The following is a 24,530-nucleotide window of genomic DNA, read 5'->3' on the forward strand; positions in this document are numbered from 1 at the left end:
AAAGTAAATTTATAGTAAAAAACAACAAATAAAAGTAGTAAAAAAATAATAAGATTATCAATATGGGGAATTACATACACAAAAATTTTCCCCAATCCCCAATTAATTTCTGATGATTGATTAATTCAGTTTTGATTTCTTTTTTATTGATTTAAAGACATGGTTAACTTATTGAGTTCTATAAAAATAAAAGATAATGTTTGTCTTGATAATGGTAATCTTCTTATCTTCAGAAAGATAAATATGTTTTGGGATGAGAAGTTTTATGTTTCTGTTTTTTCAGACGGTTTTTATTTCCTCAGCGTTTGCACAGACCAATCTTATCGATAGCCTTCAGATTATCATTTCTCAAAATAGACAGGATACTATCCACGCCAAAGCTTTGATGGACTTGGGAATTACCTTAGAGCGGTCAGACTTAAAACGCTCCACGGAAAATTATTGGGCAATTCTGAAGATGCCGGATAGTCGGCCTTTTGACAAATTCAAAACAAATGCCGCAGTTCGCTTGGCAGGGAATTACTCGGCTATGGGAGTTTTGGACTCTGTAGACTATTATTTTGATCAGGCCGAATCATTCCTTCGATCCAACCCAAATGACCAGAAGTTGGCCTATACACTTTACAATGGAAGGGGAATTCACCTCAACAGAATAGGGAAATTTGAAGCTGCACTTTCAGCCTATGACAAGGCCATCTCTTTAGACCATCAGGTTATTGGCATGGATAATGTTGCTGGTCTTTATATCAATTTGTCCAATGTCTACAAGCAAATGGATAATCAGAAATCCAATTTTGAAGTGACTTACAAAGCCTTGGATATTTTTGAGAAAACCCAAAATAAGACAGGATTAGCATTTGTGTACAACAGTTTAGGTACCGCCCATTATCACATCAAAAACTATGATGATGCTGAAAAATACTTTTTGAAATCCATGGAATACAGAAAGCTTCTTGGGGATAAAAGGGGAGAATCCATGGTTTTGGGAAATCTGGGCAATGTCTACATGGATCAAGCGCAACATCAAAAAGCTAAGGAATATTTCGAATTGGCCATGGAGATGCAGGAATCGCTTGGCCTGAAAGAGATGGTGGGGATTCAACTTTATAATATCGGAAGAAATTACCTCTTGATGGAAGAACCGGAGCCTGCTTTGGCGCATTTCCAAAAAGCTCAAAATGTATTTAGAGAGGCTGGTATCAGTACTTACGATTCCAAAATTTTAGCTGATTTGGGAAAAGCTCAAAGCTTGTTATCACAGGAAAAAGAGGCTTATCAAAGTTTGAAGATGGCTACAGAAACTGCTTTGCTTCAAAAACAATTCGGAGAAGCCATCACTGCTTTCAGAAACTTAAAGGAATACTATCTGACTCAGGGCAAATTTCAGGAAGCACTTGAAGCTCAATCCAAAGAGTATGCCTATCGCGATTCTGTAGGGATCGGAGCATTGCAGGCGCAGCTCAAAGAACTGGAATCCAGATATGCTTTGGATCTGAAAGAAAATGAAATCAGTTTATTGAAAACAGAACAGCAATTAGACAGGGTTGAATTGGCCAAAAAGAAAGCCAATCAGAACCTGATTATCGCAGTATTCACTTTTTTTATCATTCTTGCTGGAATTTTGGTGAATAAATATCGGATCGTAGGCCGTACCAAGCGCCTTTTGGAGGTGGAGAAGCTTAGGAATTCCATAGCCAGAGATTTGCATGACGACTTGGGAAGTACCTTGTCCAGTATTCATATTTTATCGCAAATGGCTTTGCAAAAGAAGGAGTCACCCGACATAGGTCTTTTTTCGAAAATCAATGTCCAAACAGCTTCTATGATGGATAAACTCAGTGACATCGTCTGGTCTATTCATCCCAATAATGACAGCTTAGAGCAGTTGCTCAGCAAGATGCAGGAGTTTGCCGCCGAGATTCTAGATCCGAAAGGGATTACCTACCAATTCGAAGTAGGAGAGGGTGCTGAGCAGATCAAATTAGATTTGGAAAAAAGAAGAAATCTGTTTTTGATCTTTAAGGAAGCGCTCAACAATGCCGCCAAATACGCAGAGAGTAAGCATTTGGATATCAAGCTCAAGATGGAGGGAGGCAGGCTGCATCTATTCATCAAAGATGACGGAAAGGGCTTTGACCAGGAGTTGACCAAAAAGGGGAATGGGCTTTTCAATATGCAGCAAAGGGCCAGTATGATGGGAGGGAATATGGTAATCGAAAGCTTTCCCAATATGGGTACAACCATCCAACTGAGTGCACCTATCACATGATGCTTTCATATCACATGATTGGGGTATTTTCTAGTATGATGATTTTTGGGATATTTAGAAGAATTGAAATATGGTTGAAATACGATAGAAATAAGATTGAAATATGCTGTGCGAAATAAGGTGGAAATAATGTTGAGATATGCTTCGCGAAATAGGGTTGAAATATGTTGATTGAAATTAAGTGGAAATAAGTTCTTCTTTTCGATAGATAGATTAGCGTAATAAGGTTGAAATAAATTTCACCAAAGTTATTTTTCAATGTAATTAATTGCACTTGACTGCGGATGGCTAAAGAATATTTCTCCGAAAGCTTATTTCAAAATATTTCGCAAAAGGCATATTTCTATTTATTTCAATAAGAGGAGTTTGCCATAATACAAAGTTCCATTGAATACCAAGAATATGTCCATTAAGGTTTTATTATACGAAGACAACGACCTCCTTCGCGAAAGCATCAGTAGTATGGTGACTTTGAATGATGGGATGGAATTGTTGGGGGCTTTTTCGGATGCCAATAATGTAGAGGAGGAGGTGAAGACTTTTCGACCTGATTTGATTTTGATGGATATTGAGATGCTGGGAAGGACGGGGATTGAAGCTACGGCTTTGGTGAAAAAAACATCACCTGAGGCAAACATTTTGATTCTGACTGTTTTTGATGATTCCGAAAATGTGCTGAATGCAATTAAAGCCGGTGCCTCAGGATACTTACTCAAAAAGTATATTGCCAATCGTCTGTTTTCTGCTGTGGAAGAAATATTGGAAGGTGGTGCTCCCATGTCTCCTGCCGTGGCCAAATTGGTGATACAGTCTATGCAAAAGCCACTGCAATCCGTGAATTATGGGCTGACTGAACGGGAAAAAGATGTTTTGGTATCTTTAAGTAAAGGCAACAGCTTCAAATTGATTGCTGCCGACTGTAAAATCAGTATCGATACGGTGAGAACGCATATCAAACATATTTACGAAAAGCTCCAAGTGCATTGCCAGACAGAGGCGGTATCCAAGGCGATAAATGAAGGGTTGGTATAAAACCTTTGAGGTCTTTTTCAGACCTCGAAGGTTTTGAAGAATTGAATGTGGTTGGGGTGAATAGATTGATATTAGTGGATATTTTAGATATTAGGATATTAGTAGACCTGCCAGGTTTTGAAAACCTGGCAGGTCTGGATTTTTTGAAAAATGAACATTAGTTGATAGCTTTTGATTTTTCTTAACGGATTTTTTGTCCATTGACATTGGCAGGGAAAGGACTTATTGAACCAAATGCACCTATAGGCACATTTCCGGCAATCGCTTATGGAGCTGGGTTAATATGCGTGTTTGGTTTGTGGATAGTGGCTTATTGGCAAATGCTATGGCGGATGGAGTCTTAACTCTTCCTGAATTGGAAGCCCTCAATCCAAGGAAAGGAGTGGCTTCCCGCTACGAAGAGTACAATAAGCCTAGGTCTGAGGAAGACTATTTGTTGGTAATAGAATCAGAAGGAACGATACCTGGCACCAATCAGAGATTTGAGTATAAGGTGATTTCTAGAACTAAGTCTAGACAAGATGTTGAATTGAGGATTTGGTAACATAGACCTGGCAGGTTTTCAAAACCTGCCAAGTCTTTCTAGGTGCACTTCAACTTTTCTAAAGTTTAAAACTTTGGAAAAGTTTTTCAGAAAGTATATCCCCTGATTAGGGTATTGTGATAGGTATCCGAAAGCGGTAACTTGTCTAAGTAATTCATAATTAAGTATCCAATTCAAAATCAAAAATGCAGGGATAACTGTGGACGGCACCATCTCGGATTGGGAAGTGGAGGTGGATTTTGATTCAAAGAAATTGGCGCAATCCAGCATACGTGGAAAAGCCAATCCTGAGAGTATCCAAACTGGTATCAAATTGAGGGACAAGCACCTTCATGGGAGAGAGTACTTTCATGTCCAAAAATTCCCTTTCATTAGTTTGGAATCCAAGTCTTTTCAGTCAAAGGGCAAAAACACTTTTGTAGGGATTTTTGAGCTACAGATCCGGGATGTGAAAAGGGAAGTTGAAATCCCATTTACTTTGTCCCAAACAGGAAAGCAGCAGAAGTTTAAGGGTGAGTTTGTAATTGATTGATTGGATTTCGGGCTAGGAGAGAAGAGTTTGGTTCTTTCTGACGAGGTGAGGATCATTATTGAGTTTTAGATCTAAGATTTTAGCTTTTTTGTTCACGCAGCGGGCGCAACGGTTTCACGCAACGTTCGCAACGAATAAGATGTCCATATTTCGCTGCGGTCGCTGCGTTTTATCTCTGCGGTCGCTGCGTGAAATTTTTAAATGAAAATGATTAAACGGATAATTAATCGATTATCCCTTGCCTCAGAATTGGTAGAAAAATTCTTTGATTGGAAATTTGATAAAAACCAATTTTTAAGTCATGAAGGAAAATGAAATTGCAACTGTCATTCTGGATAAGGCTTTTGAAATTCATAGAAACTTGGGCCCGGGATTATTGGAGTCAGTTTATGAAAAAGCTTTGGAGTTTGAATTGATTCAGGCTGGTATTTTTGTGGTATCTCAAGTGTCGGTCCCTCTTATTTACAAAGAAATAAAATTTGAAGCAGGCTTTAGACTTGATTTGCTGGTTGAAAACAAGGTGATCGTAGAAATTAAAGCCAACGAAGCTCTAGCACCTGTACATTTTGCCCAAACCTTGACCTATTTGAAGCTTTCAGAGAAAAAGCTTGGTCTACTTATAAATTTCAATGTCAAATATCTTAAAGATGGGATTCATCGAATTGGGAATAATCTTTGATTTTAAAAATTGATGGTTTCACGCGGCTGGCGCAACGTTTTCACGCGGCGAACGCAGCGAAAAAACGGCAAGAATTCGTTGCGATCGTTGCGTTTTCTCTTTGCGCACGTGGCGTGAAATTTTTTTAAAAAAACCATCAAACACCCGAATCTTCAACAGGAATGATTTTATCCAGTTCTTTTGATTTTAAATCTTGTTCTTCTTCTAGGTCAAAGTCATCCTGTAATCCTAACCAAAATTTAGGGCTAGTTCCGAAGAACTTACTTAATCGAAGTGCAGTATCAGCAGTAATCCTTCTATTGCCCTTGATGATTTCAGAAACTCTCGTTTGAGGAATAAATGTTTCCTTAGCCAATCTGTAAGCAGAAATTTCCATAGGAATTAAAAACTCCTCTAATAAAATTTCACCTGGATGAATGTTTTTAAGCTTTTCCATTTTATGAATGATAATCTAATATTTGAACTTGGTAAGCATCATCATTGTCCCATACAAATATGATCCTCCACTGATCATTGATTCTGAGACTGTAAAATGAAGATAGATTTCCTTTGAGTTTTTCAAGTCTATTTGCTGGTGGAATCCTCAAATCTTGAAGACTTTGGGCATTATGAAGCATTCTTAATTTTCTTCTTGCAGTATGCTGAATTTCATTTGGTAGTTTTCTTGAAACGATACCTTTCCAAATTTTTTCAGTTTCTTTATCACCAAAATTTTTTATCATTGGTACTGTCTTGCGTTACTAACGTATAAAGTTAGTATCTTGTTTTTAATTTCGCAACACACTGTTTGATTTTTAAACGTTTTGCCTCGATATCACATAATAAGGGTATTGTCCGCACTGTTTCATTCTAGTACATATATAGAATATTCATTTTCAATGTTTTACCAAACCACCAACACTATGAAAGTTCAAACTGAAAACATTCTGGCCCATACCTGTGTGATAGTGGGCTGCGCTGCCTTGATTAGTACAGTCCTTTTCCTAATTATGATGCTATCGGATTATTTAAAGGGCTTTTTATCTGTAGCTTCATTAGGTTGAGGTAACTATCTATGTTTTAATTATGATCAATTTTTGCCCATGAAAGCATATGGCTTGTTCTTTATTGTTTTGATTTCTTGTACTGGCAAAGTAGAGCTGACGCATGAAGAAAGTGAGTTGAAAAAGGTGACCCAAGAGAATTTTTTGAGGGTATTTGAAGCAGTGGGACAAAAAGCCGCTGAATTGCAGAAAGTTGAGCAGCCAAGGATTGCTAAAATTTTATCTGATTAAGATGTTAAATAGTTTAAAAGTTTCTCGCAACGAGCGCAACGATAAAAACGCTACGAACGCAAAGGCAGTCAATATATCATCGCTGCGGTCGTTGCGATACCCTTGGCTCTCGTTGCGTGAAACAATTATTAATACGCTTTCTTGAAAAACTATTTTTGAAAAATGCTTTTGTAAAAACTATTTCATCAATCAAAATTGTTATTTATAAATTAAAATAACGAATGAAATAATACTCGTTAATAGATTGAATTACCATTAATGAATGAAAAATCATTCAAATTATGTTTTTTTTGTATTGAAAAATATTTGTACATTTGTATGAAAAATAAGTCATAATAGCTTAATTTGTCATTTAATGAATGATTTTTCATACATATCGTATGTAAGTGATGGAGCGCTTCTCAAAAAAATTGGAGGCTTTATCAAGTCCCGCAGGATTGAGCAGAACCTTACGCAAGATGAAGTGGCGGAGCGGGCTGCGATCAGTCGATCTACCCTCAGTTTATTGGAGAGGGGAGAGAATATTGCGCTGACCAACCTATTGAAGATACTTCGGGTCTTGGATGCGCTGTATGTGTTGGAGCATTTTCAAGAAGTAAAGCCCATCAGTCCTATGCAGCTGGCCAAAGAAGACGAGGCCAAGTGGAAAAGGGCTTCCAAAAGCAAGAAATCTTCCCCTAAAGATGATCTCGGATGGTAAGGACGGCTTATGTCAAGCTCTGGGGGCAGCGGATAGGGGCAGTGGTATGGGACGAAAGTCAGGAATTGGCTTTTTTCGAATACGACCGAAGATTTGCCTCTGGTAAACTCGATATCTCACCGATTCGGATGCCGCTTGGAACTCGTATTTATGGCTTCCCTGAATTAAGAGGCAATGCGACATTCAAAGGACTTCCCGGTTTGTTGGCGGACTCCTTACCTGATCGTTATGGAAATGAATTGATCAATGGCTGGCTTGCCCGTCATGGTAGGCCGGAAAACTCACTGAATCCCGTTGAACTACTTTGTTTCATCGGAAATAGAGGCATGGGTGCTTTGGAATTTGAGCCTTCTACATTGCCTGCTCAAGAGCAAGGTCAGTTTTTGGAGCTATCAAGTCTGATAGAGACAACCAAAAAATTGTTGGAGAGCAGGGAGCAGTTTGAAACGCATACTGACCAAGCCATGCGCGATGTCATGTTGAATGTATTGAAGATGGGAACCTCTGCGGGGGGAGCGAGACCCAAAGCCATAATTGCATACAATGAATCCACAGGAATGATCCGGTCGGGACAGACTTTGCAGGAGGCTGGATTTGAACATTGGTTAATCAAGTTTGACGGGGTCAATGACACACAATTTGGAGAGACCTTTGGTTATGGACGAGTGGAGATGGCCTACTATGCTATGGCGATAGATGCGGGTATTGAAATGGCTCAAAGTAGGCTGATTGAAGAAGAGGGCAGGGCACATTTTATGACCAAGCGCTTTGACAGGATGAATGGAACTGATAAGCTTCACATGCAGACTTTTTGTGCTTTGCAGCATTTTGATTTCAATAATGTGAGTAGCTACAGCTATGAGCAGTTGTTTCAGACCATGCGCCAACTTCGGCTTACCTATGCCGAGGCAGAGCAATTATTCCGCAGGATGGTGTTCAATGTTTTGGCCCGCAACTGTGATGATCACACCAAAAACTTTGCTTTCCTGATGGATCAGGAGGGGAAATGGAGTCTTTCTCCGGCCTATGATATTTGCCATGCTTACAGGCCTGACAGTGTCTGGGTCAGTCAGCATTGCCTGAGCATCAATGGCAAAAGGAAGGATTTTGTACTAGACGATTTTTTGGCCATTGCCAAGCAAAATTCTATCCGAAACCCGCAAGGGATTATCCAAGAAGTACAGGAGGTTGTTTCCAATTGGATGGACTATGCAGGAAAATATAAGGTGAATTCAAAGCTTTCAGAAGCGATCGCTGCTACTTTAGTGAAATTAGTGTAGCTGCTAGATTTGATTATTTTTTTACTTCTCAAAATTTTAACCATCACATCATTAGGGTATTGTGGGCGTGATGAATTTCAGAGAAATTTAGGGAAATGGTTTCACGCTACGAGCGCAACGGATTTAACGCAAACCTTGTCCCGAATTTCGGGAGGGCGCAATGGAATTAATTTAAAAAATCACCGCGTTCGCCGCGCTTTTCTTTGCGTTCGCCGCGTGAAACAAAAATCCTTAATCCATGAAAAATATAATTTTCTTTGTCTTTTTGATCGTGATTATTTTCTCCTGCAAGCAAGAGCGAAGAGATCCATCAAATTTTTATTATCCTGCTGAATGGGAACCACAGGAAGCCATATTATTGGGCTGGGCTGAAAGGGAACCTGGGTTTTTTCCCCTGGCTGCAGATGTGGCACGAGCGCTTGAAGGTTCCACTTCTGTCATATTTGTAGCAGATACCAGTGAAAACCCAATGGTTTTTAAAGAATACTTGTTGGAACAAGGCTTAGATACTGCAAAATTTACGTTTTTATCCGTACCGATTAGGCAGTCGTTGGCACTTAGGGACATTGGTCCAGTGTACTTGGTGAATGGATTGGGGGAGAAAAAAGTAGTAGACTTCCGATGGTCCTATCAAGACTATTTTGAACGTTTTTTGATCGAAAAAGGAATAGACGCTGACAAGGCGAAATCGGACGTGTCCTTTTTCGACCGAAACCAAAAAACCGACAGTCTTTTGGCTGTAAAAGATGGATTAGAGGTGATTACTTCTGACTTGAATCTAGATGGGGGTGCATTAGAAGTCAATGGTAAAGGTAGCATATTGCTGAACGAAGAGTGGATGTTTATGGTCAATCCGACTTCAACCAAGGAAAGCATGGAGCAAGAGTTGCAACGAACATTGGGTGTTCATCATTTTATTTGGGTAGGAAAAGGCCTTGTAGAAGATGGTGATGTGTCGAAATTCATCATACCTGGATACATTGCATTAGGTACAGGTGGTCATACGGATGAATACATTCGATTCGCAAATGCCAATACGATTCTTCTAGCATGGGTGGATGAAGAAGAAAAAAACCTACATCCCATACATGCCGAGAATCACAAAAGGATGCAGGAGACTTATGAAATTCTGAAAAAAGCAAAAGATCAAGATGGGAGGCCCTTTTCTATCATTAAAGTCCCATTGCCTGACCTTCGGTATAGGCCCAATGTGGTTGTAGAAAGATGGGCAATGAGTGATTCCACGATTGGGAAAGAGTTTTTTGCCCCTAATCAGGGCGTGCAAGTTGGAGATACCCTTCAATATTTGTCGTCTTCTTCCTATTTGAATTTTTTGATTTCAAATGACAAGGTTTTATTGCCCACCTACTTACATGTAGGCAGTTCGCCTGAAAAAGAAGAACGTGTAAAGGAAATCTTTTCAACCCTTTACCCTGATAAAAAACTCGTTTGGATAGATGCTACAACCTATAATTGGTGGGGTGGAGGTCTTCATTGTTACACCAAGCAAATGCCCAAAGTGAATTGAGAGTTAGGGATTTTTTTATAATACCATCACATCATTAGGGTATTGTGGGCAACTTGAATTTGAGAGAAATTTAGGGTTAAAAGTTCACGCGGCGACCGCAGAGAAAAAAAACGCAGACCTTGTCCCGAACATCGGGAGTTCGCATCGGGAGGGTAAAATCGCTGCGCTTTCCTTTTCGCTCACTGTGTGAAACAAAAATTTTAAGAAATTATGAAAAACCTATTTACATCCATTTTACTCTTTTTGTTTTTCGGCCATGCTTTCCCACAGTCTGATGCTTTACTAACTAAAAATCCATCAGGAATAACCCAATGGGAGCCATTTATCGGGAAATGGAAAGGAATCGGCTGGAGGTTGACAGAGGATGGTCAACAAACAGAATGGCATCATGCCTATACCATTCAATTCAAACTGGATGGGAGGCTCCTAATGCTGGAAAATACCACAACAGTGAAAGGGGAAGTTCACCACAAAAGCCTAATCCTAGGGACTTATGATGAAAAAGCCAATAATTTTCCCCTTCGTGTGTACTCTACGCTAACACCGGAAGGGGATTATTCAGGAGTTTTTGAAAACGGGGCATTCATCTATTTCATGAACAAGAACTTACGTTTTTCCATGCATGTAAATGAAAAGGGACATATCTATGAGATCGGGGAAATGAACTTTGGCGATCAGTGGGTGCAGGTTTTTGAAATGCTTTCTACCCGACAAAATTTAAATGAAAAATAAGCACCCCCGTTTTTATCTGACCATAACCATCTTTGCGTATTTCGTGGCGTACGCTGCGAGAACCTCATAACGAAAAACCTTGAAATATTTCACTCCTGCTTATACCTGACTATCATGTACTTTCAGCGTGTAAATTCTTTAAATAGCGCGTAATTCATATTAGTTAATCCTATATATAAGATAGATGAAAACATCAAAACAAGTAGTTTGGATTACCGGTGCTTCTTCCGGAATTGGAAGGGAGATGGCACTGCAATATGGGGCTAAAAATTATGCTGTGGCGGTTTCCGCACGGCGTATGGATTTGCTAGATGCGCTCGTCAAAGAAATAGTAAAACAAGGCGGAGAAGCATTTGCCGTTTCTTGCGATGTGACAGACGAATCTTCCATTCAACGTGCAGTCAGTCAAATTGTGAGTCAATATGGCAAAATTGATATTGCTGTGGCCAATGCAGGGAGCGGTGTGATCGGGTTTTTGGAAAACCTCAGTAGGGAGGAGTGGACCAGACAACTGGATATTAATGTAATCGGCCTGGCAATGACGGTGAAGCATGTATTGCCAGAGCTAAAGAAGACCAAAGGAAAGTTAGTATTGATAGGTAGTATTGCTGCTTGTATTCCCAATCCATACCTCAGCGCTTATGGCGCAAGTAAAGCTGCTGTGCATAATATCGGTGAGTCTCTTCAGGTAGAACTTTTAGGTACAGGAGTAACTTGCACGACAATTCATCCTGGTTTTGTTGACAGTAATATCACAAGAGTGGACAATAAAGGCCATTTTAATCCCAATGCCAAGGTCCCTCGCCCTGCCAATCTTATTTGGCCAACAGACAAAGCAGTTAAAGATATGATCCGGGCCATTGACAAACGGGAAAAGCTAGCAGTCATCACAGGCCACGGAAAAGTCTTTGTTTTTTTGGGGCGCTTCTTTCCTGGCCTAGCAAGGGTTATGATGGCTAAGCAAATCAAAGAGATTTCTTAATCATTGTGATGAAATATGTTGCTCCGCATGAACCCCAAAACTAAAAACACATGAAAAAACTCTCGCTTTTCGCACTCCTAGGTTGGATCTTTTTGGCTTGTTCCAGTCCTTCGCATGAACTATTGTTATCCAATGTTAATGTGATAGACGTAGTCACGGGAGAAGTGCTTCCTAACCGAACAGTCGCCATTGACGGTGATGAAATCACAGCCATTTATACCAAAATCATCAAGCCCCAAGCAGGAACTGAAGTGGTAGATGGAACAGGGAAATACCTGATCCCAGGGCTGTGGGATATGCATGTGCATAATAACTGGAACTATGAAGATACCAACGACCTCTTAGTAGCCAATGGTGTAGTAGGGGCAAGAGAAATGTGGGGGGATATGGAAATCAGGAAGAAAATGTATGGGATAGCTATGCAGAAAGCTTTTTGATGCAATGTGATACTGCCAATGCTATCCAATACTACCAAAAAGCATTGGATATCTATCCCTGTAATCATGTAATTGAAAAGCGATTGCTTGCATTGAAGCCTTAAGTTCAACAACTTTTCCAAAGTTTTGAACTTTGGAAAAGTTTAAGTAGTGGTTAAGTAATTATAGATTTGGTCCACTAGAGTGGCTTTGGAGGAAGCTGACTTATTGTAAAATATCAGCATTGGGAAAATAGAGATAAAACATAATAGGACACTTTGAAAACATCAAATATATTTTATACATATTCATTGGTCGTATAAAAAAAACTATTATTCATTATTCTTTCAAGCTTTATAATATTTACAGTTTTGACGACTCTGATTTTAAACATTAATTTTCTTTTTCCCCTTAACATTAAGGTAACCCAATACAGTGATCTATTGGTACATTTTTCAAAGTTTTTAACTGAATAGGCATGCCCTGATTCAACAGATATAATATCTGGCTAACATTGAACTGGGTAATGGTAACAAAACATAAACATTAAGGAAATGAAGGGGTAAAAGGGATTGTCCACATTTGTGGCATGAAAAGAATTTTGCTGTTCTTCTTAATAATCATTGCTTCTTATTCATCTTTAAACGCCACCACGCTATCAGGTTTTGTTCAAGACAAGGATACCGGAGAGCCTTTGATTGGTGCTACTGTAGAAGTTAAATTATCTGGTGAGAAAAAATACGCTATAGTTGGTTTGGATGGTTCCTACGTGATCAAAAATGTGCCAGTAGGCAAGCATTTGGTAGAAGTGTCCTTTGTTGGATATTCCAAAGAGATTATGGAAGTTGAGTTTGTCAACGGAAATGTTGTCAAGAAGAATTTTGAACTCATCTCCGAATTGAGTGACCTGACAGAGTTTGTCTTATCAGCTTCAATGATCAAGGGCTCAGAAATGCAGGCAAGAAATTTAGAACGAAGTTCTCCAAATACCCTTAATATCATATCCAAAAGGGCTATAGAGCTCTCTCCTGACATTACTGTTGCCAATATTGTACAACGTGTATCGGGGCTTTCTATAGAAAGAAATGCCAATGGAGATCCACAACATGCTATTGTAAGAGGGATGGACAAAAGGTACAATTATACCTTGATCAATGGTGTGAAGATTCCTTCTCCAGACAACAAAAACAGATACATTCCATTGGATATTTTTCCAGCACAATTACTGGAAAGACTGGAGGTTTCAAAATCTCTGAATGCATCTATGGAAGGTGATGCCATAGGTGGAGCTGTGAATTTGGTGATGAAAGATGCTCCAGAGGAGTTTATGTTGGAAGGGGATGTCCAATTAGGATACAACCAAATCAATATGGATCGTGGTTTTTATACTTACGATAGAAGCCCGATCAATAGGCGCTCCCCTTATCAGCAATTCGGTGCAGACTATTTTGCCGAAACCTCAGATTTTCCAACTCAAAACATGATTCTTCAAAATGTTATGCCGCTGCCGGATGTTATCGGGAGTTTGACTTATGGAGATAGATTTTTGAAAAACAAGTTGGGGGTTATGCTCGGTGGTAGTTTTCAGAATAGTTACCGGGGTGTTGACAGTCAATGGTATAGAGTGGGATTGGATAATTTTGGTTCAAACAGACCTACTTTACAGAGGCTTCAGGAAAGAGAGTCTTCAACTCAGCAACAGCGTTATGCGATTCACAGCAAGCTTGACTACAATATCAATGAAAACCATATCCTGAAATTTTACTACGGAAATTACCAGCTGAATGATTTCAGGGTTAGGGATATGTTAGATACTGATACTGAGGGTAGAAATTTCAGTGTTACTGAGGGAAACGGCATCTTGACCTACATAACAAGATTTACGAGTAGGTTTCAGAACATCCAAACATTAAATCCCAGTGGAGAACATAAACTCTCTAATAACTTCATCATAGACTGGAACGCTGTCGCCTCAATAGCCAAAAGTGAATCCCCTGATGATGGCAATTTTATCAGAAATGGTGAATTGGCCAATTTTGAAGAACTTCCTCAAAACATTGAAAGAAGGAACAACAGAAGATGGGAAAATAACACGGACAGGGACCTGACTCTTTATCTCAATTTTACCTATTCGCCTAAAGTAATCAATGATGAGACCCAGGTGAAGTTTGGTGGAATGTACAGAGATAAAGAAAGAGAAAGCTTTTTTAACAGGTATATATTTGATCCTTTTAATCCTGCCTTCCAAATTCAGGAAGTACATTGGGAGACCTTCGAAGATGTGAATTTCCAATTATTAAATCCTCGTGGTGGAGTATCTGATCCTTTAAATTTTGAATCTTTTGAAAGAATCGCTGCAGGGTATGTTACTACCAAATGGGATATTTTCAATACAGAAATCCATGCAGGCGTAAGGGTTGAAATGACGGAGCAAGGATATTCACTTAGGGTTGCCCAACAAAATGTGAACCCTGATTCCAGTCAGAATTATCTTGATTTACTTCCTTCTTTAAGTTTTAAACACAGACTTAATCCAAAAACCAATATCAGAGCTTCTTACTATAAAGCTTTGGCAAGGCCTGGCTTTCATGAAATAGTGCCTTACAGAATGTCTGAAGATGATGGTTTTGATGAATCAGGAAATCCGGGTCTGAACCGAGTACGGGCTAACAATTTCGATATTAGATGGGAGCACTTTCCCACTTTAACAGAGCAGATTTTCCTTGGGGCCTTTGTGAAAGATATTAAAGATCCAATTGAATACACATTGGTTAGAGATAGGGTGTTTTCCGGGCCCCTAAGTTTAAGACCAAACAACTTTGGAGATGCATTGAACTGGGGAGTTGAGGCTGATTTTATTAAATATTTCAGAAGAATTGGAGTGCGGATGAATTACACTTATACCAATTCAAGAATAACTACCACTAAAATCACAAGAAGAAGGGAAGACCCGAATGATGAAAGTTCCCAATTGGTTCAGGTAATGGAAGATCAGACAAGACCTTTACAGGGGCAGGCTGATCATATTGGTAACCTTAGCATTATGTATAAATCTGAGAAAACAGATATTCAATTGGCTGCGGTTTACACAGGTGAAAGAATTGAATTCGTATCGCCATTTTTGGATAATGACCATTGGTCCAAGCCGATCACTCAGCTTGATTTTTCTTTCGATCAAAGAATCAATAAGTTCTTAACCCTATTTGTCAGAGTTAACAATATTCTCGACTCACCTTATGAATTATTCATCAAGAGTCCTTTAGCCAGGGAAGGAGCACTTTTCCCATATCAGAACAATCCAGAAGAAACCATGGTCAGAATTGATAGGTTTGGACAGTCATACAGAGTTGGATTGAGATTTAAAAGAAATTAAAGAATCATAAACTAAACCTTAAATTTAAAATTATGAAAATGACTAATTTGTTAAGATCATCATTCATTGCAGCCATGGTCTTCGGATTTGTGGCATGTTCTGAAAATGATCCAGATCCTACTATTCAGGAGCCGAATGAGGATGATGATGAAGAAGTAGTAGCTTCTCCTGAAAACATGTTTGGTGAAGTGGAAGGTGTTTGGCCGGCTGGTTCAACTTACACGATCACTGGTGATGTAGTAGTTCCAGAAGGTAGCAGTTTGACTATTGAAGAAGGTGTAACTGTCATCATTGACGGAGATGGTCGCCAAGGAAGTAGTCCTGAAATTGTTGTTAGAGGTAGTCTTTATGCTTACGGGACAGAAGATGCTAGAGTAAGATTTACTGTTCCCGAAGGTAGAAGAACTGTAGCCAATACATTTGCTGGACTTTGGGGTGGGTTCACAGCTACCGAAACTGTAGGAGATTTGGTTTTTGAATATGCTGACATTGAGTATGCTGGCGCTCCAGGTGAAGCCAATAACCCAATTGTTCAAGAAGGTGAAATTTCTGAAGGTGAACCAAGATATGCTATCTATATGCAGGATGATGGTTTAACTTCCAATTTTATTGTGTGGCATACAAGAATTGCTTACAGTAAAGATGATGCAATCCGTTTGAATGGAGCAAAGACCCTAATTGCTTATTCTACATTTGAACTGAATGGTGAAACAGGTGGAGAAGCGGTTAATACAAAATCAGGTACAGTTGGAGATTTTTGTTTTAACCTTGTTTATGGATCTGCAACCAACGGTCTAAAAGTAGCCAACTCAAAAGGCAGAACGCCACAGGCCGATAATTATTTTTATAACAATACTATTGTTAATTCAGGCTGGAGAAGGGTTCAGGCTGGACGAGGAGGTTCATTGAATTATGAAAATGGTTCAAGAGGACAATGCTTCAACAACCTGGTAGTAAACTCAAGATACGGTTTGAGAATGGTTCCACCAGATGATCAGCCTGATTTGGCCAATACAGAATGGGGATTTCAGTACTACTACGGGGATGAGGAGATTATTGTAGAAGAGTTCTATCCTTCTAACGGAACCATAGGCAGAGTAGAGGACCAGCCTAGACCATCTTCAGATGTTGCAGGAGGCGTAGGAGAAAATGACCCTCTTTTTGCCAATTATACACTTGGAAGCTTTAATATCGAAGCTGCCAGAGAAGGGTCCTCTGTGGAAAGGTTGCCTTCAGACGCTGACTTCAGGCTAAGTGCTGATTCTCCTGCTTTGGATGGTGCTAATACAACATTTTCTCCTAGATATGCTTCCTATGAGGTAAATGGGAAAACTTATACTACTCCTACACCACAAACATACTTTGGTGCTTTTGGACCAGCTAATTAAAATTTCAATTTAATGTTTGGGAGCCTAAAAGCTCCCAAACTTTTTTTATGAGTAGAATATCACAAATAGCCTTATTATTTGGTTTTCTGGTTTCATGTAATGAAGCCGAGTCACCAATTGATTTTTGGCAAAATCACACTCCATTCGAAGTGGACTATTTAGATGCCAATATGGAAAGGTTAGGTGTTTTTGCCTCTCCAGCAGAATCTAGAGGCACTTCCACACTTATAGAAGCTTCTGGCTTGGCCTATTCAAGAAAAAACCCTGGCCATGTATGGTCTCATCAGGACAAAAATAATGATAATCGCTTCTTTTTGCTTGATGCCAATACCGGTGAAACAGTTGCGGCATATAGGATCCCGGGAACTAGAAACAGAGATTGGGAGGACATTGAAATCGCCAATGGACCTGACGAGGGAGTTGATTATTTATACATCGGGGACGTAGGAGACAATGATCAGGTGTACCCAAATTACACGGTTTACCGGTTTGAAGAACCACAATTTGAAGAATCGCACAGGGGGCAAATTATCGATTTGGATATTGAATATGACGAGATCAAGTTTGTCTATCCTGAAAAAAGTCATGATGTGGAATCTTTGATGGTAGACCCCCTTACAAAGGATATCTATTTGGCTACTAAGAGGGATTTTAGATCCATTCTTTTTGTGCTTCCCTATCCACAGATACTTTCCGAAAGGAGTACAGCTATTGAAGTAGGTTCCTTTTCTTTTACGAGGGCAACTGCTGGAACAGTTTCAAAGGATGGTATGGAGGTCCTGATTAAAAATTATGATAGGATTTACTATTGGAAAAGAAACTCTGGGCAGAGTTTTTTAGACCTCATGAGCACCAAGCCATCCATAGCACCCTATAATCCAACTGAAGCAAAAGGTGAGGCAATTTGCTTTGACCATGATGGAGGTTACTATACGTTGAGTGAATTCTCAAATGCCATTATTCCAGAGCTTTATTACTACAAAAGACTACAAAATTAAACTAATAAAATCATGACTAAACTTTACAATTTAAGAACAATGATGCTGGCTTTGCTTTTTGGAGCAATGGCCATAGCGTGTACAGATGATCCAGATACACCTCCAGCCCAAGATCCAAATGATGAGGTGGTTGTCTTTGAGGATGAGCTATTGGAGGGTTTCATCAAGAGTGATTTGAACATTGGTTCCAACGATGACATAACTGTTGGACGTTTGGCAAACCTGACAGAATTAAACGTTGCCAATACTCAGGTAAGCTCAATAGCAGGCCTGGAAAAAGCTACTAATCTCGAGGTTTTGAATCTCAATTTTACCAATGTGACAGATATGTCACCTATACAAGACCTAACAGGCCTCAAGGAGTTGAACTTGTGGAACCTTGATCTGGAAGGTGAAGGTGCTGCAATCCTTGATTTTGTCCAAAATTTGAATGAGCTTGAATTCTTGGACCTAAGAGAAACGCCTACCTCTGATATTTCAAGGTTGGCCGGAAAGTCAAACTTGAAACACTTAAACTTAAGAGAAGCTAATGTTTCTGACCTTTCACCCTTGTCAGGAATGACACAATTTGAATATTTGAACTTCAACAGATGTGGCAATATCACCGATATTTCCCCACTTGATGGAATGGTGAACTTATATTACTTGAGTTTAAGAAATGCCGAAGTTGGCGATGAGCAGTTCAAGCAATTTTCTCAATACACCAAATTGGTGGAATCAAATATCAGAAATACCGGAATTACTGATATCACACCTTTGGTAGCGATTTTTGAAGCTGGAGCATTCACACAAGAATTATCAGATTTGTATGGTAACAAAATCTCCCTTGATCTCCAGAACAACAATATCACGAATCCATGTTTGATAGCCCAGTGGGTAGACCAATTCCCTCAGGGAGAGCTAGAAGGCTGGGATGGCGCTGCTTGTGGAGATGCTGTTGAAGCTTCTTTTTTTGAAGATGCAGGATTAGAAGGCAGAGTAAGAGAGATCTTAGGTCTTGGAGATGATGACGAAATCACAGAAGAATTACTGTTGACTGTAGAAGAATTGGACTTAAGAGGTACTACTACATCTAATGTAGCTGGGGTGGAAAAAATGCCAAACCTCACCTTTGTAAGATTGGATGGGACAGAAGTTTCAGACCTTACGCCATTTAGCGAGCATACCAAAATCACTTATTTCAATATCAATACAGTCACTGGTATCACTGATATTTCTCCACTTGGAAATAATGCCGACTTAGGTACTTTGATTGCAAGAAATATTCAGTTTGGAAATGAAGGTATGGAAACCATTGCCAAATTTAAAAAACTTTGGAGACTGAATATGAGAAACACAGGAGTTACAGATCTCTCTGTTTTGGCCGATCTAATGGAAGAAGGAGCACTTCAGAATGATATGGCTCCCGAAGGAACGGCTATTTTAGATATAAGAGAAATAGAGGCTGATTTCTGCGTCATAGCTGCCTTTAGAGATGAAATTGGGGATTTAAGTGGAGGAGATTTCTCGTCTTGTGATTGATTTGGCTATATCCTTTGATAAAAAATCATAGGATAAAGTTTAGTAATCCTATTTTTGGAAACCTTACCACCGAATATAGCTTTCGGTGGTATTTTTTTATCCTAAATTTACCCTAAAAAGGTTGGAAATTGTCCCTAAAGAAGCTTTCAAACCAATACCATCGTGCCGGTACTGTATTATTATGAAAGGCTGAGGTGATAAGCATGCCTTAAAAGGATAATTGGTCTGATTTTGTTGTTGGCCTGAGATTCTTCATTTTGAGTACGATGATAAAGGGAGGAATTATAGACTTTCCGGCACTTTCTTTTTAAATTCCTCGTATCTTTAAATGTAGTAAATACTCAATCCTGATTAAATATGAATTCTAAAGCTAACTTCAAAGATTTGCTTCTGATAGCTGCTAATGAGCTTAAAGATCTGACAACTGTGGAAAATCCTGACTTTAGATTGGAGCAGGCAGAATACAATGAGACTACAAAAGAATGGGATATAATTGTTTCATTTTTGGTTCAAAATACTAACCTTAGAAAAACAGTATTTGAAATCCCTTCATTTAGCTTGGAATATGAAAGAATATATAAGAGGCTAAAAATAAACTCTCAAAAAGAGGTAATGGGTCTTTACATTTTTGAAAATTAAAATGAAGTTAATTGATATCAATGCGCTTATTTTATTAATTGTTGGATTAATAGACCCCCGCCAGATTAATAAACATAAAAGGCTTTCGATATACGAACAATAGGATTAAAAGTTTTTCAATATAAATTATTGATTTTCAGTATTTTTTGTAACTTCCCCTTGATTTTTAACCTGAGTTTTCATGGGATTCCGTAAGATGAAAATATGGATATTTTTTTTAGTGGCGATTGTAATGGTGGGATTTGTACTCTTCCAGCAATCACAGGATAATAAAGTCCAATTGGATAATCAGGCCATTAGAAATCTTGAGATGGTAAAAAGCAAGTTTTTTGCTTTCTATCATTCCTTTTTGGCTGAGCAGGAGGATAGATTTGTCAGGTACATGATTACTGAAAATTTGGGCAAAAGTAGTTTTCCAAGTGAATGGCAAGCATTTGCGCAACGGCTCAAATCTATCACTGGAGAACAATACAGGGAATTTAAATCCTTGGATAAACAGGATACAGTAAAGCCATCCCTTGAAATTGTCTCCTCAAATGGACAATATCTGATACAGATAAGGAAATATCCTGTAAACCAGGAATTTTTTGAGCAGGGAGAATTCAATATGATTGGTCCTTTAGGAACCCCTTCTCGGATAAATCTGACAATACCTTTGGAAAATGCACTCAGCCTGTCTGCCCAACATGATTTTTTCGAAAAAATTATTTTGGCAGATGAAAATGGAGAAATCCTTTATCCTTCCCCTGATATTGGGAAAAAGCTGCTGGTTTTGACAGAAAAATCCGGCTTAGATCTGCCCATCAACAAGGTTGAGATACAGCATCAAGACCAATCCTATTATTTGTATTACACTCCTTTTTTTCTGGAAGGCAAAAAACTGACTCTTGGGGGATTGATCAGCAAAAAACATTATGAATCATTGGGCTTTAGAGTAGACTTCAGTTATTTGTCATTGTTACTTTTTTTGTTGGCTGCAATGGTTTTTTCCCTGCCCATCATTTCTTTGTTTGGCTTTCGGCGTGGAGATGTGTTGACGAGGTTTAAGGTTTTCAGTGTTGGGCTTTCACTTTTCGGGTTTATGCTGCTGATGGGTTTTGGGTTTGCATTTGTCAAGGACCACCATCCCTACTCAAAAAAGGAGCATTCAAAGCATCGAAAGGGTATTGGTGAAGCGATAAAAAAAGAAATAGATCGTAATTGTGATTTACTGAGAGAACCATTTGGCAATGGAAGCCTGAAGGAGTTTTTGACGATAGATTGCCAAGGAAAGATGCAGACTTTGGTCTTAGGTGATAAGAAACTCCCAGGAATTGGTTCTTTTATCAACTTGTCTGAAAGGGAATATTTCACCCATTTTTCCAAAAAGAATTTTCAGGAATGTAATGATCCAAAATCACATGAGCCTCATTTTTTCATCGGAAGCCAATACTCGAGGAAGGACGGGAATCTCGAAACTGCAATCAGTAAACTTGATACTTTGGCTTGTGAAGTAAATGCTGTGACCTTTAAATGGGAATCATTAAATCAGCTTTCAGACAAACACAGGTTTATTTTGGTGAAAGACAATGGAGATGTGATTTTTAAAAGTGAAAAGGTTAAAGCTCCTTTTGATAACCTATCACAGTTGCTTTCTAATGAGAATTGGTTCCTGCTCAAAAACATCATGCAGTCCAATAGGGATGTTTCGGAAGAAATTGTTTGGGATTTAAACCTTCATGTGGATGGATATTCCTATATCATGAATCTCCAAAAAATCCCTGTTGATAATTTGGACCGGTCCGCTTGGCTGATTTATCTGCAGGATGAGCACTTAGAGCATTCCTTTTCCTTTTTTGTAGTTTCGGAAGCATTGGTGTTATTGACTGGATATATTGTGCTGTTGTTGTTTTTAGCAATGCTTAGGTGGTCATTCAGTCCAAAACCCAAATGCAGCCTTTGGTCGGATTTTTCTTATCTGCACCTCTATCCCAACCGACATAACTCTTCAAATTATCTGTTTCTTATCATTTTGTTCATCATCCAACTATTGGTGCTTTTGGGAATGTACCACAACCTTTCTGTAAACATATTCACACTTTACTTTTTTACCCTGTGCTTTATGGTGTTTTCTTCTCAGGTAGTTTTCATTTTTCTGGAAATGAAATGGACAGCAGATACATCCGCTATGGATGAAAGGATTAATCGGTTATATGCCATCAAATATTTGGGTATCACTACCTTGATTTTGCTCTTTTTGGCCATTTTATTCGAAGGAACATTTCAGCATCCTTTTTCAGCTTATCTCTTTTCTATAATCCTGATTTTATTGAGTTTCATCTGTTGCGTGGTGAAGGTATATTTTCAAAGGTATCTTCAAGTATTAAAAGATGGTAGAGGTGTCATCTGGCTGAAAAATCAGATTCCTTGGCTACAGACCAATCATCTCTTTGCTTGGTTTTTCGTGCTGTGGGTGACACTGATAGGCTTCTTCCCAGGTTATATGATTTTGTCAATGACTTTTCAGCAAGAAAAAGAGGTCTGGCAGGCGAAATCCAAAACTCTTCAAGAAGATGCAGCAGTTATTTCTCCATGGGTTGAGGATTATAGCCAGAAAAGAAAAAACCTCTTCACGGCTTTTCCGATCAGAAAGGATGAAGAATTACTTCAATTTGTCGCTACATCCCCTGCCAACATTGAATTTCTGATCAGGGAAAAAAGAGAGTGGAAGCCGGATTACTCGTCATTTTCGGAAAATGGAATTCAGTTTTTCAGGAATATAGAGTTGGATGATTTTTTCACCATTTTAGCCTTTGCCCTCTTTTTCTGGATAATTTATTGGCTCAATAAAACAGTGACCAAAAAAATGTTTTTTGCAGGAGGGATCAATCCAAGGCTGAGTGAAACGATCTCAGCTATTCAATCCAGACTTCTGGAAAAAAGAAAGTCTGACCAAGTGGAAGTGGAGGAGAGATTTCAATGCAGGTTTTTCTTTATCCACCGATTGATTTCCGATGGGAACAGTGATTTGGTCGCTAAGTTGTTTAAGGTTGATATTGGAAAAATCCGTGCTTTCGATGGGAAAGGATTAAATGTTTTGGATGATTTTTCAGCTAAAATGGATGGCATAAAACAAGATCAAATTGAGGTTATATTGGTTGAAAACATACATTGTATTCCGGACAGTGGCAAGTTTGTCGAGAGACTTTCGTCCCTGATGGCATTTTGTGAAAAACAGAATATACTCTTGGTGCTAGTTTCAGGAATTTCATGGAAACAAATGCTAGCTAAAGTGGACGGAGAACAGCAAAGGTTACATTATTCTGAAATTTTTAGTCCCTTTATTTTTACATATATCCCCATCAAAGACAAAGATTTTTCAAAGAGTAATTTTGAACATATCAGTATGGTGATTGATGAAAATGAAACAATCCAGGATGATGTGGAGACCAAGCTTTTATTAAGGCAGCGGTTTTTTAAAGCTGATTATACCAATATTTGGGCGGAATTGAGTCTTGAAGAGAAGAAAGTTACCTATGAGTTTGCAGTTCATGAATTTCTCAATTATGCAGCTTCTCCGGTTATTGTCGAGCTGATTCAAAAAGGAGTGCTGGTTTATGAAGAGGGGATGGACCGTTTTACCTTATTCAGCGATACCTTCAGGTATTTTATTTTACTCCATGTTACAAGAGAAGAAAAGGAGATTTTCAAAAATCTTGAATTGAATACAGGGAATGCGCCCTCCATCCAGATCGCGGTTTTTAGTTTTGTGCTGATTTCCGTAGCGATGATCAGTTATTTTGACCGAAGCTTTTTGGATGAAGCAACAGCCTATGTAACCGGGATAGTGGGCACCTTAGGTGGGATTTATTCTGTATTTAGGAGTAAGTTCTGGAAAAATCCAGTAGTAGCCCAATGATCAATTATTGAGTAGGATACCGGATCTTTGAAGAAGGTATATCAAGGAGTTTGAAGCAAAAGTTCTGTTCGTTACTTTTACTTCACAATTGACGATCCTATGAAAACATTTTCCAAATTGTTTTTTTTTCTGGCCATTTTTTCATGCGTCAGTCTAAAAGCCCAGTCTGAAAGAAATATCCTGATCACTTACCATTCCGAGTCCGGGAAAACCCAAGCCATGGCAGAAGCAGTAGCAAAAGGGGTGGCGGAAGTTAAGGGTGCTGATTTTGTCCTCAAACCTATAGCTGAAGTAAGCGAACATGAAATCCTACAGGCCTCAGCCATCATCTTAGGGTCTCCAGTTTACAATGCCAATATGACTCCTGAGGTACAGGCTTTCATTAATTCCTGGCCATTTGAGGGAAGACCACTGAAAAATAAGATTGGTGCAGTTTTCGTTACGGGAGGAGGTTTTTCGATAGGGGAGGAAGCCGTCATGTTTAGCATGATCCGATCCATGATGATTCACGGGATGATTATAGTAGGTGGTGAAGAACTGGAAGCTGCTTTTGGAGCTTCAGCGATAACAGGGGAAGGTGAGTTTGCCGAAAAGGAAGTGCAGGAGATTTTTTTAAAAAAGGCTGAGGGATTGGGAAAAAGGGTAGGTGAAATGGTTTTGAAATTTTATTAGGTGAAAAATTATCACATCATCATGTGATCTGAAATTCAATGGATTAGGATTATATTTGTTAAACTTTTACTTC

At 38.9% G+C, this 24,530-nt stretch carries 23 protein-coding genes and 1 pseudogene; 22 read left to right on the top strand and 2 right to left on the bottom strand.

Annotated features, from left to right (window positions below):
- Positions 1-253 precede the first annotated feature (253 nt).
- The 6 genes from A33Q_RS08480 (at position 254) to A33Q_RS08500 (ending at position 5,056) form a co-directional block, all read left to right on the top strand.
- Positions 254-2,269 carry a tetratricopeptide repeat-containing sensor histidine kinase gene (locus tag A33Q_RS08480; protein WP_009034495.1) on the top strand — a complete coding sequence of 672 codons (2,016 nt, stop codon included), beginning with the start codon at positions 254-256 and terminating at the stop codon, positions 2,267-2,269.
- Between the two features lie 402 nt (positions 2,270-2,671).
- The gene (locus A33Q_RS08485; protein WP_040490270.1) at positions 2,672-3,301 is read left to right on the top strand and encodes a response regulator; all 630 of its coding nucleotides are present in this window, start codon (positions 2,672-2,674) and stop codon (positions 3,299-3,301) included.
- 5 nt (positions 3,302-3,306) lie between these two features.
- The gene (locus A33Q_RS22165) at positions 3,307-3,462 is read left to right on the top strand and encodes a hypothetical protein (protein WP_016254963.1); all 156 of its coding nucleotides are present in this window, start codon (positions 3,307-3,309) and stop codon (positions 3,460-3,462) included.
- 122 nt (positions 3,463-3,584) lie between these two features.
- On the top strand, positions 3,585-3,845 hold the full coding sequence (locus A33Q_RS08490) for a hypothetical protein (protein WP_009034497.1): 261 nt from the start codon (positions 3,585-3,587) through the stop codon (positions 3,843-3,845).
- Between the two features lie 166 nt (positions 3,846-4,011).
- Positions 4,012-4,377 (top strand): YceI family protein, encoded by a 366-nt coding sequence (locus tag A33Q_RS08495; protein WP_316929408.1) that lies wholly within the window; start codon positions 4,012-4,014, stop codon positions 4,375-4,377.
- Between the two features lie 301 nt (positions 4,378-4,678).
- The gene (locus A33Q_RS08500) at positions 4,679-5,056 is read left to right on the top strand and encodes a GxxExxY protein (RefSeq protein ID WP_009034499.1); all 378 of its coding nucleotides are present in this window, start codon (positions 4,679-4,681) and stop codon (positions 5,054-5,056) included.
- 136 nt (positions 5,057-5,192) lie between these two features.
- Here the strand turns inward: A33Q_RS08500 and A33Q_RS08505 are convergent, their stop codons facing one another.
- Both A33Q_RS08505 and A33Q_RS08510 read right to left on the bottom strand, forming a co-directional pair.
- Positions 5,193-5,492 carry a HigA family addiction module antitoxin gene (locus tag A33Q_RS08505; RefSeq protein WP_009034500.1) on the bottom strand — a complete coding sequence of 100 codons (300 nt, stop codon included), beginning with the start codon at positions 5,490-5,492 and terminating at the stop codon, positions 5,193-5,195.
- A 1-nt stretch (position 5,493) separates the two neighbouring features.
- The gene (locus A33Q_RS08510) at positions 5,494-5,778 is read right to left on the bottom strand and encodes a type II toxin-antitoxin system RelE/ParE family toxin (protein ID WP_009034501.1); all 285 of its coding nucleotides are present in this window, start codon (positions 5,776-5,778) and stop codon (positions 5,494-5,496) included.
- Positions 5,779-5,958: 180 nt separating this feature from the next.
- On the opposite strand from A33Q_RS08510, the gene A33Q_RS22170 reads away from it, so the two are divergent.
- The 16 genes and pseudogenes from A33Q_RS22170 (at position 5,959) to A33Q_RS08580 (ending at position 24,457) form a co-directional block, all read left to right on the top strand.
- Positions 5,959-6,099 (top strand): hypothetical protein, encoded by a 141-nt coding sequence (locus tag A33Q_RS22170; protein WP_016254966.1) that lies wholly within the window; start codon positions 5,959-5,961, stop codon positions 6,097-6,099.
- Between the two features lie 39 nt (positions 6,100-6,138).
- Complete coding sequence (locus A33Q_RS08515) at positions 6,139-6,330, top strand: hypothetical protein (protein ID WP_009034502.1); 192 nt, start codon at positions 6,139-6,141, stop codon at positions 6,328-6,330.
- 355 nt (positions 6,331-6,685) lie between these two features.
- Positions 6,686-7,030 (top strand): helix-turn-helix domain-containing protein, encoded by a 345-nt coding sequence (locus A33Q_RS08520; RefSeq protein WP_009034503.1) that lies wholly within the window; start codon positions 6,686-6,688, stop codon positions 7,028-7,030.
- Positions 7,024-8,310 carry a type II toxin-antitoxin system HipA family toxin gene (locus A33Q_RS08525; protein ID WP_009034504.1) on the top strand — a complete coding sequence of 429 codons (1,287 nt, stop codon included), beginning with the start codon at positions 7,024-7,026 and terminating at the stop codon, positions 8,308-8,310. Before A33Q_RS08520 ends, A33Q_RS08525 begins: the two co-directional genes overlap by 7 nt.
- Before the next feature lie 238 nt (positions 8,311-8,548).
- On the top strand, positions 8,549-9,838 hold the full coding sequence (locus A33Q_RS08530; RefSeq protein ID WP_009034505.1) for an agmatine deiminase family protein: 1,290 nt from the start codon (positions 8,549-8,551) through the stop codon (positions 9,836-9,838).
- Positions 9,839-10,048: 210 nt separating this feature from the next.
- Positions 10,049-10,570 carry a hypothetical protein gene (locus A33Q_RS08535; protein ID WP_009034506.1) on the top strand — a complete coding sequence of 174 codons (522 nt, stop codon included), beginning with the start codon at positions 10,049-10,051 and terminating at the stop codon, positions 10,568-10,570.
- 184 nt (positions 10,571-10,754) lie between these two features.
- Positions 10,755-11,552, top strand: a complete 798-nt coding sequence (locus A33Q_RS08540) for an SDR family NAD(P)-dependent oxidoreductase (RefSeq protein ID WP_009034507.1) — start codon at positions 10,755-10,757, stop codon at positions 11,550-11,552.
- Positions 11,553-11,602: 50 nt separating this feature from the next.
- Entirely contained in the window at positions 11,603-11,989 is a 387-nt protein-coding gene (locus A33Q_RS08545; RefSeq protein ID WP_009034508.1) for an amidohydrolase, read from the top strand.
- 154 nt (positions 11,990-12,143) lie between these two features.
- Positions 12,144-12,224: pseudogene (locus A33Q_RS22580) on the top strand (DUF418 domain-containing protein); the annotation flags it as partial.
- A gap of 333 nt (positions 12,225-12,557) precedes the next feature.
- Complete coding sequence (locus A33Q_RS08550; RefSeq protein ID WP_009034509.1) at positions 12,558-15,341, top strand: TonB-dependent receptor; 2,784 nt, start codon at positions 12,558-12,560, stop codon at positions 15,339-15,341.
- Between the two features lie 32 nt (positions 15,342-15,373).
- A complete protein-coding gene (locus A33Q_RS08555) occupies positions 15,374-16,729 on the top strand; it encodes a hypothetical protein (RefSeq protein WP_009034510.1) in 1,356 nt (451 codons plus the stop codon).
- Between the two features lie 47 nt (positions 16,730-16,776).
- Positions 16,777-17,727, top strand: a complete 951-nt coding sequence (locus A33Q_RS08560) for a hypothetical protein (protein ID WP_009034511.1) — start codon at positions 16,777-16,779, stop codon at positions 17,725-17,727.
- A gap of 12 nt (positions 17,728-17,739) precedes the next feature.
- Positions 17,740-19,248, top strand: a complete 1,509-nt coding sequence (locus A33Q_RS21525) for a leucine-rich repeat domain-containing protein (protein WP_009034512.1) — start codon at positions 17,740-17,742, stop codon at positions 19,246-19,248.
- Positions 19,249-19,605: 357 nt separating this feature from the next.
- On the top strand, positions 19,606-19,887 hold the full coding sequence (locus A33Q_RS08570) for a hypothetical protein (RefSeq protein WP_009034513.1): 282 nt from the start codon (positions 19,606-19,608) through the stop codon (positions 19,885-19,887).
- A gap of 181 nt (positions 19,888-20,068) precedes the next feature.
- Positions 20,069-23,785: a hypothetical protein gene (locus A33Q_RS08575; RefSeq protein ID WP_009034514.1), complete on the top strand. Its 3,717-nt coding sequence runs from the start codon at positions 20,069-20,071 to the stop codon at positions 23,783-23,785.
- Between the two features lie 99 nt (positions 23,786-23,884).
- Entirely contained in the window at positions 23,885-24,457 is a 573-nt protein-coding gene (locus A33Q_RS08580; RefSeq protein WP_009034515.1) for a flavodoxin family protein, read from the top strand.
- Positions 24,458-24,530: the final 73 nt, after the last annotated feature.

The sequence above is a fragment of the Indibacter alkaliphilus LW1 genome (genome assembly GCF_000295935.2).
In the GTDB taxonomy this organism is placed as follows: domain Bacteria; phylum Bacteroidota; class Bacteroidia; order Cytophagales; family Cyclobacteriaceae; genus Indibacter; species Indibacter alkaliphilus.